This is a genomic window from Micromonospora sp. NPDC049044 (assembly GCF_040649215.1).
Classification (GTDB): domain Bacteria; phylum Actinomycetota; class Actinomycetes; order Mycobacteriales; family Micromonosporaceae; genus Micromonospora.
The window spans coordinates 1-15081 of sequence record NZ_JBEZFA010000036.1 but is presented as its reverse complement, the minus strand read 5'-3'; the positions used below and the strand labels follow the sequence as shown (position 1 = coordinate 15081).

General features: G+C 70.7%; 14 protein-coding genes. 11 read left to right on the top strand and 3 right to left on the bottom strand.

What is annotated here, in order from left to right:
• Positions 1–312: 312 nt before the first annotated feature.
• The 4 genes from purS to AB0B85_RS25635 all read left to right on the top strand — a co-directional run bounded on the left by purS (position 313) and on the right by AB0B85_RS25635 (position 4738).
• The gene (gene purS / locus AB0B85_RS25650; protein WP_030491392.1) at positions 313–576 is read left to right on the top strand and encodes a phosphoribosylformylglycinamidine synthase subunit PurS; all 264 of its coding nucleotides are present in this window, start codon (positions 313–315) and stop codon (positions 574–576) included.
• Positions 573–1256, top strand: a complete 684-nt coding sequence (purQ, locus tag AB0B85_RS25645; protein WP_357411494.1) for a phosphoribosylformylglycinamidine synthase subunit PurQ — start codon at positions 573–575, stop codon at positions 1254–1256. The genes purS and purQ overlap by 4 nt, the downstream gene beginning before the upstream one ends.
• A 67-nt stretch (positions 1257–1323) precedes the next feature.
• Entirely contained in the window at positions 1324–3978 is a 2655-nt protein-coding gene (gene purL, locus AB0B85_RS25640) for a phosphoribosylformylglycinamidine synthase subunit PurL (RefSeq protein ID WP_357411492.1), read from the top strand.
• A 4-nt stretch (positions 3979–3982) separates the two neighbouring features.
• Positions 3983–4738: a 2-phosphosulfolactate phosphatase gene (locus AB0B85_RS25635; protein ID WP_357411573.1), complete on the top strand. Its 756-nt coding sequence runs from the start codon at positions 3983–3985 to the stop codon at positions 4736–4738.
• A 173-nt stretch (positions 4739–4911) separates the two neighbouring features.
• Here the strand turns inward: AB0B85_RS25635 and AB0B85_RS25630 are convergent, their stop codons facing one another.
• Positions 4912–6876, bottom strand: coding sequence for a hypothetical protein (locus AB0B85_RS25630; protein WP_357411490.1), 1965 nt, complete (start codon positions 6874–6876; stop codon positions 4912–4914).
• 161 nt (positions 6877–7037) lie between these two features.
• Here AB0B85_RS25630 and AB0B85_RS25625 point away from each other — a divergent pair, with 161 nt between their 5' ends.
• From AB0B85_RS25625 to amcA, 5 genes are all read left to right on the top strand, one after another.
• A complete protein-coding gene (locus AB0B85_RS25625) occupies positions 7038–7391 on the top strand; it encodes a sterol carrier family protein (RefSeq protein ID WP_357411489.1) in 354 nt (117 codons plus the stop codon).
• Positions 7392–7557: 166 nt separating this feature from the next.
• Entirely contained in the window at positions 7558–9096 is a 1539-nt protein-coding gene (gene purF / locus AB0B85_RS25620) for an amidophosphoribosyltransferase (RefSeq protein ID WP_357411487.1), read from the top strand.
• Between the two features lie 59 nt (positions 9097–9155).
• The gene (purM, locus tag AB0B85_RS25615; protein WP_357411485.1) at positions 9156–10310 is read left to right on the top strand and encodes a phosphoribosylformylglycinamidine cyclo-ligase; all 1155 of its coding nucleotides are present in this window, start codon (positions 9156–9158) and stop codon (positions 10308–10310) included.
• Between the two features lie 126 nt (positions 10311–10436).
• Positions 10437–11540 (top strand): cyclophane-forming radical SAM peptide maturase AmcB, encoded by a 1104-nt coding sequence (gene amcB / locus AB0B85_RS25610; protein ID WP_357411572.1) that lies wholly within the window; start codon positions 10437–10439, stop codon positions 11538–11540.
• Complete coding sequence (gene amcA, locus AB0B85_RS25605) at positions 11509–11736, top strand: multiple cyclophane-containing RiPP AmcA (RefSeq protein WP_357243548.1); 228 nt, start codon at positions 11509–11511, stop codon at positions 11734–11736. Before amcB ends, amcA begins: the two co-directional genes overlap by 32 nt.
• Before the next feature lie 136 nt (positions 11737–11872).
• Here the strand turns inward: amcA and AB0B85_RS25600 are convergent, their stop codons facing one another.
• Positions 11873–12088 carry a DUF3073 domain-containing protein gene (locus AB0B85_RS25600; protein ID WP_030332207.1) on the bottom strand — a complete coding sequence of 72 codons (216 nt, stop codon included), beginning with the start codon at positions 12086–12088 and terminating at the stop codon, positions 11873–11875.
• 299 nt (positions 12089–12387) lie between these two features.
• A complete protein-coding gene (locus tag AB0B85_RS25595) occupies positions 12388–13470 on the bottom strand; it encodes a Glu/Leu/Phe/Val dehydrogenase dimerization domain-containing protein (RefSeq protein ID WP_357411483.1) in 1083 nt (360 codons plus the stop codon).
• 193 nt (positions 13471–13663) lie between these two features.
• Here AB0B85_RS25595 and AB0B85_RS25590 point away from each other — a divergent pair, with 193 nt between their 5' ends.
• Together AB0B85_RS25590 and AB0B85_RS25585 are read left to right on the top strand one after the other, a co-directional pair.
• Complete coding sequence (locus AB0B85_RS25590; protein WP_357411481.1) at positions 13664–14503, top strand: hypothetical protein; 840 nt, start codon at positions 13664–13666, stop codon at positions 14501–14503.
• Between the two features lie 250 nt (positions 14504–14753).
• Positions 14754–14963 (top strand): BldC family transcriptional regulator, encoded by a 210-nt coding sequence (locus tag AB0B85_RS25585; protein WP_007073996.1) that lies wholly within the window; start codon positions 14754–14756, stop codon positions 14961–14963.
• Positions 14964–15081: the final 118 nt, after the last annotated feature.

Genomic DNA, 15081 nt, shown 5'->3' with positions numbered 1-15081 from the left:
CGGATGGGCGGCAGCGAGGGGTCCCGCCGACGCCTGAATCGACTTACGTCGATGTACAGTAGGGTGCGGGGTGGTCGTTATCAAGGATTTGATCAATGTTGCTCTATGTAACGATTTGGCTCGCTGTAGCGCTGTATATGTCCTGCTGAGGCCGCGTGTCGCGCCCGATGGGTCACCCTGAGCGCCGGTAATGTTGATCACTGCCTGAACTGCACCCGGCCGGTGCGTCCGCGGCGATATCTGCCAGGTAGGCTGGCTGCGCTCGCCCGTTGTGGGTCGGCACCCAACTGCGTACACAGTCAGGAGTGCCCAGTGCCTCGCGTCGTCGTCGACGTCATGCTCAAGCCCGAGATCCTCGATCCGCAGGGCCAGGCCGTCGCAAACGCGCTGCCCCGGCTCGGCGTCGGTGACGTCGCCTCGGTTCGGATCGGCAGGCGGATCGAGATCGAGTTCACAGGTGAACCGGACCTGGACCGCGCTCGGGAGATTGCCGACAAGTTGCTCGCCAACCCGGTCATCGAGGACTTCACCGTTCGCCTGGTCGAGGCCGACGAGACCGCGGACGCCCGCTCGTGACCGCCCGGGTCGGTGTGGTCACCTTCCCCGGCTCGCTCGACGACGGGGACGCGGCCCGGGCCGTCCGGATCGCCGGCGCTGAGCCGGTCCGGCTCTGGCACGGCGACCCGGGCTTGCACGGCGTGGACGCCGTCGTCCTGCCCGGTGGCTTCTCCTACGGCGACTACCTGCGCTGCGGTGCCATCGCCCGGTTCGCCCCGGTGATGGAGACGATCGTGGACGCCGCCCGGGGCGGTCTGCCGGTGCTCGGCATCTGCAACGGCTTCCAGATCCTCTGCGAGGCGCACCTGCTGCCCGGCGCGCTCACCCGTAACCAGCACCTGCACTTCCGCAACCGGGACCAGGTCCTGCGCATCGAGTCGGCCGGGACCGCGTGGACGAACACGTTCCAGCCCGGCCAGGAGGTGCTCGTCCCGGTCAAGAACGGCGAGGGCTGCTACGTCGCCGACACCGCGACGCTGGACCAGCTCGAAGGCGAGGGCCGGGTGGTCGCGCGCTACGTCGGCGGCAACCCCAACGGGTCGCAGCGCGACATCGCCGCGATCACCAACGCCGCCGGCAACGTGGTCGGCATCATGCCGCACCCCGAGCACGCGGTGGAGGCGCTCACCGGCCCCTCGCTTGACGGCCTCGGCTTCTTCACCTCGGTCCTCAAGCACCTGGTGGGGGCGCCGGCGTGACCGGCGGCACGATCATCGGTCAGCTCAACCGCATCTCTGGCGGGCGCGAGCGCAGCGAGGAGAGGTCATGACCACCCATCCGGACCCGGTACGCGACACCCCGGAGGCATACTCCGCCCCGGTGCAGCCGACCGAGCCGAGCCCGGCGCAGCCGGTCGCACCCGCGACCGCTCCCGCCCAGCCGGCCGCTGCCGTCTGGACCGAGGGCGTGGACACCGTGCCGCGCGCCGGTGGCACCCCGGGCGAGCTTCAGCCGTACACCGAGCTGGGTCTGCGCGACGACGAGTACGACCGGATCCGGCAGATCCTCGGCCGCCGGCCCACCCAGTCCGAGCTGGCGATGTACTCGATCATGTGGAGCGAGCACTGCTCGTACAAGTCGAGCAAGGTGCACCTGCGGCAGTTCGGTGAGAAGGCCCCGCACAGCGACCGGCTGCTCGCCGGCATCGGTGAGAACGCCGGCGTCGTGCAGGTCTCCGACGAGTTGGCGGTGACCTTCAAGGTCGAGTCGCACAACCACCCGAGCTTCGTCGAGCCGTACCAGGGTGCGGCGACCGGCGTCGGCGGCATCGTCCGGGACATCCTCGCCATGGGTGCCCGCCCGGTCGCGGTGATGGACCCGCTGCGCTTCGGTGCCGCGGATCACCCGGACACCGCCCGGGTCCTCACCGGCGTCGTCGCCGGCGTCGGCGGCTACGGCAACTGCCTCGGCCTGCCGAACATCGGTGGCGAGCTGGTCTTCGACCCGTCCTACCAGGGCAACCCGTTGCTCAACGCGCTCTGCCTGGGCGTGCTGCCGGTCGACAGGCTGCAGAACAAGGCCGCCGCCGGCCCCGGCAACGTGGTCGTGCTGATGGGCGCCAAGACCGGCCGGGACGGCATCGGCGGCGTCTCGGTGCTGGCCAGTGCCACCTTCGACGAGGGCAGCGAGGCCCGCCGCCCCGCCGTGCAGGTCGGTGACCCGTTCACCGAGAAGCTGCTGATCGAGGCGTGCCTGGAGCTGTACGACGGCCAGCTGGTCGTCGGCATCCAGGACCTCGGCGGCGCCGGCCTGACCTGCGCGCTCACCGAGACCGCCGCCGCGGCCGGCACCGGCATGCGGGTCTGGCTGGAGCGGGTGCCGCTGCGCGAGCCGTCGATGGACCCGCACGAGATCCTGGCCAGTGAGTCGCAGGAGCGGATGCTCCTCGTCGTCGAGCCGGACAAGCTCGACGCGGTGCTCAAGACCTGCGAGAAGTGGGGCGTCCTCGCCACCGCCATCGGCGAGGTCACCGCACCGGAGCCGGACGGCCGCCCGGGTCGTCTGCTGATCACCTGGCAGGACCACCTGGTCGTCGATGTGCCGCCGGGTTCGCTCGTCGACGACGGCCCGGTCTACGCCCGGCCGATGCGTGAGCCGGCCGACCTGATCCTGCTCCAGGCCGACCGGGCCGAAACGCTGCCCCGCCCGGCCGACCCGGACGCGCTGCGGGAGACCGTGCTGCGCATGATCGCGTCGCCGAACCTGGCCGACAAGACGTGGGTCACCGAGCAGTACGACCGCTACGTGCTGGGCAACACAGTGCTCGCGCAGCCGGAGGACGGCGGCGTGATCCGGATCGACGAGCGCACCGGACTCGGTGTGGCGCTGTCGGTCGACGGCAACGGCCGGTACGCCCGGCTCGACCCGTACAACGGCACCAAGCTGGCCCTGGCCGAGGCGTACCGGAACGTGGCGGTGACCGGCGCGAAGCCGATCGCCGTCACCAACTGCCTCAACTTCGGCTCGCCGGAGGACCCGGGCGTGATGTGGCAGTTCGCCGAGGCCGTGCGCGGCCTAGCGGACGGCTGCCTGGAGCTGGGCATCCCGGTCACCGGCGGCAACGTCAGCTTCTACAACCAGACCGGTGCGGCGGCCATCCACCCGACCCCGGTGGTCGGCGTACTGGGTGTGCTGGACAACGTGGCCGACCGGGTGCCGATGGGCTTCGTCCCGCGTCCCGGCGGCGACCACGACCAGCTCTACCTGCTCGGTGAGACCAACGTCGAGCTGTCCGGCTCGGAGTGGGCCTGGGTGACGCACGAGCACCTCGGCGGCATCCCGCCGCAGGTCGACCTGCTCCGCGAGAAGGCGCTGGCCGACCTGCTGGCCGAGGCGGCCCGGGTGGGTCACCTCAGCTCGGCGCACGACCTGTCCGACGGTGGCCTCGCCCAGAGCCTTGTCGAGTCCTGTCTGCGGCGTGGCGTCGGCGCTCGGATCGCCGTGCCGGAGCAGTTCGCCGACGGTTCGATGCCGTTCGTCTACCTGTTCAGCGAGTCCGCCACCCGGGCGCTGGTGTCGGTGCCGCGTGGCCACGACAAGGCGTTCGCGGCGCTCTGCGCCGAGCGGGGGGTGCCGTTCGAGCTGATCGGCGTCACCGACCCGACCGGCGGTGCGCTCGAGGTGCACGGCCAGTTCCGGATCGGCCTGGACGAGCTGCGCAGCGCGCACACCGAGACGCTGCCGCGCCTCTTCGGGGGTACGACCGCCGTCGAGGTGCCCGCGCCGGCAGCCGGTGTGGCGGGCGCGGTCGAGGCCGTCCCGCTGCCGGTCGCCCCGGCCGAGCGGATCGACCCGGCTGAGGTGCTCTCCGAGCCGATCGCGTCTTCGGGGCCTGACCCGAAGACCGGTGCCGTCGAGCCGATCGGTGGGGCGGCCGAGTCTGACACCGGTGTCACCGAACCGTCGCCTGACGAGCGCTGAGGCGTTGTCGGCCGCTGTCTACGGCCAACCCGGTTCCGGTGCCCGGTTCGACTGGGGGCTGACCGGGGCGGCCGAGCTCGGCCGGGTCTGCGCGGCGCTGGTGGTGGTGGACGTGCTGTCGTTCACCACCGCCGTCGAGGTGGCGGTGGCGCGGGGCATCCGGGTGCACCCGTTCCCCTGGGGCGAGCAGGCCCCGGAGTACGCGGTACGGGTCGGCGCGGTCGCGGCGGTGGGCCGGCGGCGGGTGAGCGCGGAACATCCGTGGTCGCTCTCGCCCGCCGCACTGAGCACCGCACCGGTGGTGGCGGACCTGGTCCTACCCTCGCCGAACGGTTCCGCCATCAGCGCCGCGGCCAGCGCCACCGGCCTCCCGGTGGTCGCGGCGTGTCTGCGTAACGCGCGGGCCGTCGGGCGTTGGCTGCGCCGCCAGGGGTACGGCACCGTGGACGCCCCGATCGGCGTGATCGCCTCGGGTGAGCGGTGGCCGGATGGGTCGCTGCGCCCGTCGGTGGAGGACCAGCTCGGCGCCGCCTCGGTGCTCGACGCGCTCTCCGGCGTGCCGGGTGGGCTGTCCGTGGAGGCCGCCATGGCACTCGCCGCCCTGGCGAGCACTCCGGATGTGCCAGCGGCGGTGCGGGGAAGCGTGTCCGGGCGGGAATTGACCGAGAGTGGCTTCGCCCAGGACGTGGACATCGCCGTCCGGATCGGCGTCTCGGACGTCGTGCCGCTGCTCAACCAGGGCGTCTTCTCCGCCGCCTGACCGCCGCTCAACCAGCGCGCCGCGTCGGCCCGCCTGCATTGATCAACTCGGCTTGGGTGACGCCGTGGTGTTCGGGCCGGCGGGATGCCACGACCTCGTTGACCACGAGTGACGCTTGAATGCGGAACGGCCACCCGGATCTCCGGGTGGCCGTTCTTCAGTGCGCTGTGTCGTCAGTCGTCAAGCCAGTCGAGACGTCGGCCGCCCCGGTCGGTCGGCGGCGGGGTCTCCGGTCGGGACCGACCGCCGGCCGGCTGGCCGTAGCCGCCCTGGTCGTAGCCCCGGTCGTCGTAGCCGCCGCGCTGCGCCGGGGGCTCCTGACCGTAGGTGCCGCCCTGGTCGTACCCGCCGGCCGGTTGGCCGCCGTAACCGCCCTGGTCGTACCCGCCCGACTGCTGGCCGCCGTACCCGGCGGTCGGCTCGGCGGTCCGACCGCCGTACGGAGCCGGGTCGGGCTGGCCGTACCCCTGCCCCTGCTCGGGCTGGTAGACCCCGGTGGCGTACGGGTCCGCCGGTGCCGGGTACTGGGTGTTGTCGCCCGTGTACCGGCCGGTCGGCTCGTCGTACCGTTCGCCGTAGGCCGCTCCACCTGCGGGAGCCGGCGGGTAGGCGGCGGTCCCCCCACCCTGGGCGGGGTAGTCGCGGCTGCCGTAGCCACCGCCGGAAGCCGGCGCGTTGCCATAGCCACCACCGGACGCGGGAGCGTTGCCGTAACCGTCACCGGAGGCCGGAGCGCCACCGTAACCAGCGCCGGAACCGGGCGCCGCACCGTAGCCGTCAGCGGCGCCGTAGCCGCCCTCGGCACCCGCCGGGGTGCCGTAACCGCCGCCAGAGGCGGGAGCGTTGCCGTAACCGCCACCGGACGCGGGAGCGTTGCCGTAGCCGCCGGCCCCGTACCCGCCGGGTGCTGGCTCCTCGCCGTAGCCGGCGCCGCCCCAACCCTGCTGTCCCGCACCGCCGTACGCCTGCGCGGGCGCACCGTACGGGTCCGGTGGGACGTCGTCGACCACCGGGCGGTGCATCATCGTCGGTGCCTCGCTCAGCGCCGCGCCGCCGACCATGGTCGGGTCCGCGCCGCCGATGGGCCGGCCGCCAGCCATCCGGGTCTGGTCGTCGGCGCCGCGGTAACCGCCCCGGGCCGGCGGCACGACAGCGCCGCCACCAGCCGCGGCCGGCGCGTCGTCGTCGTCGCCGTTCTCCTTGCGCTTCATCCAGAGCAGGACGATCGTGCCCACACCGGCGGCCACCAGCAGACCACCGAGCAGAATGATCAGGTACGAGCCCGCGCCGTTGCCGCCTTCGTCGGTTTTGGAGGCGTTCGCCGGAGGGCCCGCGCTGGCCTCGTCGTCGCCCTCCTCCGCCGCGCCCTCGTCGGCCGGCTCCTCGGTGGGAGTCGCCTCGGTGGTGGCGGACGGCGTGGCGCTGGGCGTCACCTCGACCTTGATCGCGAGACTGATCCGTTGCCCGGTGATGGCCTGCCCGGCGGCGGCGCTCAGCGTCTTTCGGGCCTGCACGTTGTCGAAGGTGGCACCCAGGTCGATCCGACCCGGTGCGATCGGCTTGTCCGTGGTGCCGGTGAAGCGGAAGTTGCCGCTGCCGTCGCTGGTGGTGTCGAAGCGCTTGCCGGTGCTGTCCAGCAGCATGACCACCGCGTTCGGCACCGCCTTGTTGTCGGCCTGGACGACGACCTTGCCGGAGACCGACTGCACGGTCTGCACCTGCGGGGGTGGCGGAGCAGCCGCCGCCTTGACCGTCACCCGGAGCGTGCGGGAGTCACCGCCGGACACCGTGATCTTCGCCGAGCTTCCGTTGGCCGCGGGCGCGTTGGCCGCTGCCGTCAGGGTCAACGTCACTTGCTTCGGCTCGCTCGAGTCACCGAAGTTGATCGGCCCGCAGCCACCGCAGGTGACGCCGTCGGGCAGGTCGGTGACGTCGATGTCCGCGGACTTCTCGTCCTGGTCCGGTCGAACGACCACGTTGACGGTGCTGCTCTTGCCCGCGTCGATCGAGGTCGAGTTGTCAGCTGTACTGATCCTGGCGGCCATTGCGGGTGTGGCGGGGACGGCGAGCAGAGCGCCGACAACCAGCGCTACGACCACACCGGCCCGCTGCTTCCAGGCACGTCGGTGTGTTGACACGTCCACCGCCTTCCGGGCTGACTTCCCTCTGACCGGCGGGGCGCCGGGCCGGGGATCATCACGGTACGAATACGCCGTCGGCAACTATGCCTTGTCCGACTGGATTGGCGCGACCCAGGGCCAACGTCAGGTGCTTGGCCTGCGGGTCGTATCGTCCCTTCGTGTCCTCTCCGCACAGTAAGTCCGCTGCCGTCGCGGCGGCGTTGTCGGCGCTCGACGAGGGGCGTACACCCGAACGGCCGGTGTTCCGCGAGGCGGTCCGGGCGCTGTTGGCCATCCTCGCGGAGCGCGCCCCCGGCCGATCGGTGGAGGTGCGCGTTCCACCATACGGCGCGATCCAGTGCGTACCCGGCCCTCGACACACCAGGGGAAATCCGTCAAACGTGGTCGAGATGGCTGCGGACACCTGGTTGGAGTTGGCTACCGGGCGGATCGGGTGGGCGGAGGCGGTCACCGAGGGTCGCGTCCAGATGAGTGGTGTCCGGGCGGACCTCTCGACCTATCTGCCCCTCTGATCGTCAGGTGTCCTACTCCTGGTTACGCTCAGCATGGAAAACGTGACTATCTGTGCCGATGGCGATTCGCGTACACTGTCAGGCGATGAGAGTGGTCCCGGCAGACGAGTGTGGATCCGCCAGTGATCCCGCCCAGCCGGTCCAGACCAGCATGAGGGAGCGGTAGGTGCCCCGAGGCGACGGCCGGCTGAGCCACGACCTTGACCCACAACGACCCGGCCCCCAAGACGCCTGTGGTGTCTTCGGTGTCTGGGCGCCCGGCGAAGAGGTCGCCAACCTGACCTACTTCGGTCTCTACGCGCTACAGCACCGCGGCCAGGAGGCGGCGGGCATCGCGGTGAGCGATGGCTCCGGGGTGGTGGTCTACAAGGACCTCGGCCTGGTGGCCCAGGTCTTCGACGAACCAACCCTGGCGAGCCTGCGCGGCCACCTGGCCATCGGGCACGCCCGCTACTCCACCACCGGCGCGTCCAACTGGGAGAACGCCCAGCCGACGATTCGGTCCACCACCTCCGGCACGACCATCGCGTTGGCCCACAACGGCAACCTGGTCAACACCGCGGAGCTGGAAAAGGAGGTCGCCGAGCGTGGCCTCGTGGCGGACGGTTCGACAAACGACACGTCCCTGGTGACCATGCTGCTCGCCGGCCGACCGGATCTGTCGGTCGAGGCGGCCGCACTGGAGGTGCTGCCGCAGTTGCGCGGCGCGTTCAGTTTCGTCTTCATGGACGAGTCGACCCTCTACGCGGCCCGTGACGCGCACGGCGTCCGCCCGCTGGTGCTCGGCCGCCTGGAGCGCGGCTGGGTGGTGGCCAGCGAGACGGCCGCACTCGACATCGTCGGTGCCAGCGTGGTGCGCGAGGTCGAGCCGGGCGAGCTGATCGCGATCGACGAGAACGGCCTGCGCTCCACCCGGTTCGCCGCGCCCGAGCCCAAGGGCTGCCTCTTCGAGTACGTCTACATCGCCCGCCCGGACGCCACGATCGCCGGGCGCAACGTGCACGCGGCGCGGGTGCAGATCGGTAGGCAGTTGGCCAAGGAGCACCCGGTCGAGGCCGACCTGGTGATTCCGGTGCCGGAGTCCGGCACCCCGGCCGCTATCGGCTACGCGGAGGCGTCGGGCATCACCTACGGTGCCGGCCTGATGAAGAACCCGTACGTGGGTCGCACGTTCATCCAGCCGTCGCAGACCCTGCGTCAGCTCGGCATCCGTCTCAAGCTCAACCCGCTGCGGGAGAACGTCCGGGGCAAGCGGTTGGTGGTCGTTGACGACTCGATCGTGCGGGGCAACACCCAGCGCGCCATCGTCCGGATGCTGCGTGAGGCGGGGGCGCTGGAGGTGCACGTCCGGATCTCCTCCCCGCCCGTCAGCTGGCCGTGCTTCTACGGCATCGACTTCGCCACCCGGGCGGAGCTGCTGGCCAACGGGTTGGACAACGACGGCATCCGGCGCTCCATCGGCGCCGACACGCTGGGTTACGTTTCCCTTCCTGGCCTGATCGCCGCAACCGAGCAGCCGAAGACCCGGCTGTGTCGGGCATGTTTCGATGGGGAGTACCCGATCGAGTTGCCGGCTGGCAACCTGATCGGCAAGCACGTGCTCGAAGGGGTGGGTCGACGGGTCACGAACTCGTCGCCGGAAGCCCTGCACACCAACGGCTCGTCCGTCGCCACTCCGGGTGGCGTTACCGCAAACCGCCCGTAGCACCAACCGGCGCGGCCCGGCCACCGTCGGCGCGGCACCGAGAACCAAAGGGGAGAACCGTGACGCACGTGTCCGAGCGCAGCGGCGCAGGAAGCAGCCCGACCGGCGCCGGCGGCGACCGACAGCCCTGGACGGCCGGCACCAGCCGGCAGGCCCGCAAACGCTCGGTTTCGTACGCCGACGCCGGAGTCTCCATCGACGCGGGCGACCGCGCGGTTGAGCTGCTCAAGTCGAAGGTGCGCCAGACCCGCCGCCCCGAGGTGCTCGGTGACCTCGGTGGGTTCGCCGGCCTGTTCCGGCTGGACACGAAGAAGTACAAGAGCCCGATCCTGGCGTCCTCCACCGACGGGGTGGGCACCAAGCTGGTCATCGCCCAGCAGATGGACATTCACGACACCGTCGGCATCGACCTGGTCGCGATGGTCGTGGACGACCTGGTGGCCTGTGGTGCCGAGCCGCTGTTCCTGCTCGACTACATCGCCACCGGCGAGGTCGTGCCGGACAAGGTCGCCGAGATCGGCGCGGGCATCGCCGACGGCTGCCGCTACGCCGGCTGCGCCCTGCTGGGCGGGGAGACCGCCGAGCACCCCGGCGTGCTCCGCCCGGACGAGTACGACATCTCCGCGACCGGTGTCGGCGTGGTCGAGGAGGCCGACATCCTCAGCCCGGAGCGGGTCGAGGTGGGCGACGTGGTGATCGCCATGCGCTCCTCCGGCCTGCACTCCAACGGTTACTCGCTGGTCCGGCACGTGCTGCTCGGCGCCGCCCGGATGCGACTGGACATCGTGATCGACGACTTCGGTCGGCAGCGGACCCTCGGTGAGGAGCTGCTCACCCCGACCAAGATCTACGCCAAGGACTGCCTCAAGCTGATCGCCGAGGCGGAGGTGCGGGCGCTCTCCCACATCACCGGTGGCGGCATCCCCGGCAACCTGGTGCGGGTGCTGCCCGAGAACGTCGACGCGGTGGTCAACCGGTCCACCTGGAAGCCGCAGCCGATCTTCGACCTGATCCAGACTAAGGGCCGCATCGACGACCAGGACATGGAGTCGACCTTCAACATGGGCGTCGGCATGTTCGCGATCGTGTCGGCCGAGGACGCTGACCGCGCGCTCGCCACCCTGACCGGTCGTGGGGTCGAGGCGTGGCAGGCCGGCGAGATCATCGAGGGCACCGGCAACGTGCAGATGGTTGGTCAGCACACCCGAGGTTGATCACATGCTGGTGATCGTACGGGCACCTGATGAGGGCTTCACCCGAGTGGCCAATGCCGCCTAGCCTGAAGGGCTCAGGCTAGGCGGGGGAGGGTGATGGGTGCTCGGGGACAGTCGTTCAGCGGGATGCGTGGTCTGGCGGCCGTCCCGTCGTACGTCGTCATGCAGCCGACCACTCTCTGCAATCTTGATTGCACGTACTGCTACCTGCCGTTTCGGGCCGTCGACCGGCGGATGCCGGTGGCGGTGGCCGCGGCGGTCGCGGCGGCGGTCAACCCCTGGGCGGCGGCGAATCGGTTCTCGGTGGTCTGGCACGGCGGGGAGCCGCTGGCGGCCGGCCGGGAGCACCTCGCCGACCTGATGGCTCCGTTCGGGCCCGACGTCGAGCATCACGTGCAGACAAACGCCACTCTTGTCGACGACGACTGGTGTGACTTCTTCGCCCGGCACGAGATGCGGGTGAGCGTGAGCGTCGACGGGCCCCGGGCCCGCAACGGTGACCGGGTCAACCGGGGCGGCCAGCCGGCGTACGACCGGATCCTGCGGGGTGTCGACGCGTTGCGTCGGCACGGCCTGCCGTTCTCCGCCCTGGCCGTGGTGTCCCGGCCGGAGCCGGGGCTCGCCACCGAGCTGTACGAATACTTCCTCGAGCTGGGGTGCGACGTGCTGGGCGTCAACATCGAGGAGACCGAAGGGGTCAACACCCGGGACAACAGCCACGACCCGGCGGCGGTGACCGGCTTCTGGGCCGAGTTGGTAGCGGCCTGGCGTCGGGAGCCCCGGATCCACCTGCGCGAGATCGAGTGGTCGTTGCGCTACGCCGCCGCCGTGCTCGACAACTCGGCGGACGCGGTGCTACCCCGCCAGTTGGACCCGATCCCGACGATCGGTCACGACGGCTCGGTGATCGTGCTGTCGCCGGAGATGGCCGGCTTCAGCGACCCGCGCTACGGCGACTTCAGCAGCGGCAACGTGCTGCGGACCCCGCTGGCGGAGATCCTCGCCGGTGCGGCGGCGACGCCGTGGGTCGGCGAGTTTCTGGCTGGGGTGGAGGCGTGCCGGGTTTCCTGCCCGTACTTCGGTTTCTGCGGGGGTGGTCACGCCGCCAACCGTTACTTCGAGCTGGGGCGTTTTGACGGCACAGAGACCGAGCACTGCCGCAACAGCAAGATCCGCCTATTGGAGGGAGTGTTGGAGCATGCCCGAGACCACCAGTCACCGGCGCCCTGAGCGCGAAGCGGACGACGGCGTCACCGAACGGGTACGGGAGGCAGGTCCCGCGCTCGTCGCGCTGCTGCAGGAGGCTGAGGACGCGCGGAGGCTGCGTTCCGAGGTTTCGGGAAGCGACGGCGCCAGCGCGGTGTGCGCCTGGAACCACTTCGAGAACATCCCGACGTTCTACAACTGGAACAACCGCCCACGCTGAGTCGAGCCACGATCGGGGGCCTGTCGAGCGACCGGAGTGACTCCGGTCGGGTCAGGCCCCTGATCGTCGGCTACTACACCTGCACCGAACGTGCGTGAGCACGCGGACTTACCGCGTGCTCAATTGCGTCGAGAGGTCAGCGGGTCGGACGGACCCAGGGATCCGGGTCGTCGTCCGCGTGATCCTCATCATCGTCGTCGACGAACTCTTTAGAGTCGTCGTCGAAGTGGTGCTCAGACTTACCAGCACCCGCCAGTTCGCGCTGCAAGGCGGTGAGGTCGGTGTTCGGGGAGTGGTACTTCAACTCCCGGGCCACCTTCGTCTGCTTGGCCTTAGCACGGCCGCGCCCCATGGCTCGACCCCCTCGCACAGAATGCGGGGCAGCCCGAAGGCGGGCCCCGATGACGTCAGGCATCTCTCGTGGCTCTTACGGTACATGGGGATGCCAACGTTCGGCACCTCGGGTTACCGTCAGCCGGCTCTGCGCGTCGCGTCGATCCGGCCGTCACCCAGTGTACCGGGTAAGGAGCGGAACGGTTAGCACCCGTGACACCGGACAAACCACATCAAAATTGACCGACTTGAGCTTACCCAGACGAGCCGGCCAAGGGGGCCCGGAGGCGGATCCCGTTGATCCGCCTCCGGAAACGCTCAGCGCAGGTGGATTCCGCGCAGCCGGCCGATCTCCGCCATCCGCCGTTCCGCCAGCCGATCGGCGGCCACCGCCGGCGGCACGCCCTCGGCGTCGGCCAGGCGCAGGATCTCGCGGGTGGTGTCGTAGATCCCGGTCGCCCGCAGCTTCGCCCGCTCGAAGTTGAAGCCCTCGATCTCGTCGGCCACCTGGATGACGCCGCCCGCGTTGACGACGTAGTCCGGGGTGTAGAGGATGCCCCGGTCGGCCAGCAGCTTCTCGATGCCCGGGTGGGCGAGCTGGTTGTTCGCCGCGCCGGCCACCACCTTGGCGCGCAGCGCCGGCACCGTCTCGTCGTTCAGGGCGCCGCCCAGCGCGCAGGGCGCGTACACGTCGATGTCCGCGGCGGCCAGCGCGCTGGCGTCGTCCAGGAGGGTGACCTGCGGGTGGTTGGTCCGCACCCACGCCAGCGCCTTCGGGTTGACGTCGGTGGCGACCACCTCGGCGCCGTCTTCGAGCAGGTGCCCGGTGAGGTACTTGCCGACCTTGCCCAACCCGGCCACGCCGATCCGCCGGCCCCGCAGGCTCGGGGTGCCCCAGACGTGCTCGGCCGCCGCCCGCATGCCCTGGAAGACACCCCAGGCGGTGAGGATCGACGAGTCGCCAGCGCCACCGTGCTCGACGCTGCGCCCGGTCACGTAGCGGGTCTCCCGGGCCACGACGTCCATGTCCGCCACGTACGTGCCGACGTCGCAGGCGGTGTAGTAGCGACCGCCGAGCGACTCCACGAAGCGACCGTACGCGCGCAGCAACGCCTCGCTCTTGATCTGCTCCGGGTCGCCCCAGATGACGGCCTTGCCACCGCCCAGGTCCAGCCCGGCGAGCGCGTTCTTGTACGCCATCCCGCGGGACAGGTCGAGCACGTCGGCGAGGGCGTCCGCCTCGCTGTCGTACGGGTAGAAGCGGGTGCCGCCGAGCGCCGGCCCCAGCGCGGTGGAGTAGATCCCGATGATCGCCTTCAGGCCACTCTGCTTGTCCTGGCAGAACACGACCTGTTCGTGACCTGTCGATACCGGGTCGTCGGTGCTCGCGAATACACCCATGGTTGGCTCCTGGAGTGGGGTGCGCCCTTGTGGGACGCGGACCTGGTGGACGCCGGCGGGGATGCTGCCGGTGTGATCGAGCCTAGTATCGGCCGCCGGGCGAGTGCTCGACGCGCCGTCGCCGTCCCACGTTGCGGCGCGCGTGGTCCGGCCGCTGACCCTGTACGGGTGCCGTTCGTGGGAGGATCGCGCCGTGCCGTCGCTCTTCGCTTCTTACCTGCGCGTGTACGAACCGTTGACCGCCTTCGACCGAGACCGGCAGAGCTACTGGCGCCGCTATGTCTCGGAGGGGCGGGCGGTGGCCCCGGTCGAGGGCCCCGGCCGGCAGCGGACGGCGGTGATCGAGGCGCTGGGCGCGGGCTGGACCCGGCTGCCCGACCTGCCGGAGGAGGCGTACGTCCTGGAGACGGACGACAGCCTGCTGGTCTGCCCGTGGAACCTGCGGATCCGGGTCGCTGAGGCGGCGCTCAGCGCCCGGGACGGGGTGCCCTCGGTGCTCGCCGACGCGTTCGTGCCGCCGGTGCTCGCCGGGCAGGCCAGGGCGGTGATCGACGACTGGCGCAGCGGGGCCCGGGTGCTTGAGCACGGGGTGCCCCGGGTGCACGAGCAGATCGCCACGTGGGGCGTACCGCTGCGTTGGTTCGTGCTCTTCGAGCCGGCCGAGCGGGACCTGGTCTCCGAGCCGGGCCGGCGGGCGCTGCGCTACCGCACGGAGATCTCCAAGGCCCGCCGTCGGTCGTCCCGGGCGCTGTCCGTGCTGCGTAAGTCGGTGGGCGAGGCCCCGATCACCGACGCGGTGGAGGAGGCGGCTCGCTGGCTTGAGGAGTTCCACCCTCGGTCGGTTGTCGAGCTGGACTACGGCGGCCTCGTCGACCTGCTCTCCGACGAGACTCTCGCGGCGGACGACTCGCCTGAGCTGGTCGCCGACGGCCTGGCGGGGCTGTCGCGGGGTGAGGCGGAGGAGGCGTCCGCCGCGTACGACAAGTTGGTGGCCAGATGGCGCGCGGTGCAGCTGCTGGAGCGGTGCAACTAGGGCAAACCGTCGTAGTAGCGCTCCCAAGGTGAGGTGCGCTCGTAGTTGACGCATCACGAACCGTGATCATGAGTCCGAATAAGGTAGCTTCTGCCGTGTAAAAGTCGTAAAAATCGGGCATGGTTCATCCGTCCGTCTAGGGACCTTCATCCGTTCGGCCCATGTCGGACATCGGGGACTAGCCGGACCATGGGAGACGCGTCGGCCGGCGGGACCCCGGCCGATGTCTATACATGTGGAGGAGTGACCGATGGCATCGCGAACGCACGAACCAGAGCCGCTACTCACGCCGGCCGAGGTGGCGTCGATGTTCCGTGTCGACCCGAAAACGGTGACCCGGTGGGCCAAGGCGGGCAAGCTCAGTGCCATCCGCACCCTGGGTGGTCACCGTCGATACCGTGAGTCGGAGGTCAGGGCGCTGCTGCAGGGTCAGATCCCGCAGCAACGGCAGGGCGACTGAACGGCTCCAGTTTTTTCGAGAAGGGGGGGGGGGGGGGGGGGGGCCCCCCCCCCCCGGGGGGGGGGGGGGGGGGGGGGAAAACACACCCCCCCCCGCGCCGGCGCCCCGTGACCCGCGT

Bases quoted from the DNA above. Each gene is read 5' to 3' on its own strand.
- purL (WP_357411492.1), top strand. From the start codon at position 1,324: ATGACCACCCATCCGGACCCGGTACGCGACACCCCGGAGGCATACTCC.
- amcB (WP_357411572.1), top strand. From the start codon at position 10,437: ATGCGTGGTCTGGCGGCCGTCCCGTCGTACGTCGTCATGCAGCCGACC.
- amcA (WP_357243548.1), top strand. From the start codon at position 11,509: ATGCCCGAGACCACCAGTCACCGGCGCCCTGAGCGCGAAGCGGACGAC.
- AB0B85_RS25600 (WP_030332207.1), bottom strand. From the start codon at position 12,088: ATGGGGCGCGGCCGTGCTAAGGCCAAGCAGACGAAGGTGGCCCGGGAG.
- AB0B85_RS25595 (WP_357411483.1), bottom strand. From the start codon at position 13,470: ATGGGTGTATTCGCGAGCACCGACGACCCGGTATCGACAGGTCACGAA.
- AB0B85_RS25585 (WP_007073996.1), top strand. From the start codon at position 14,754: ATGGCATCGCGAACGCACGAACCAGAGCCGCTACTCACGCCGGCCGAG.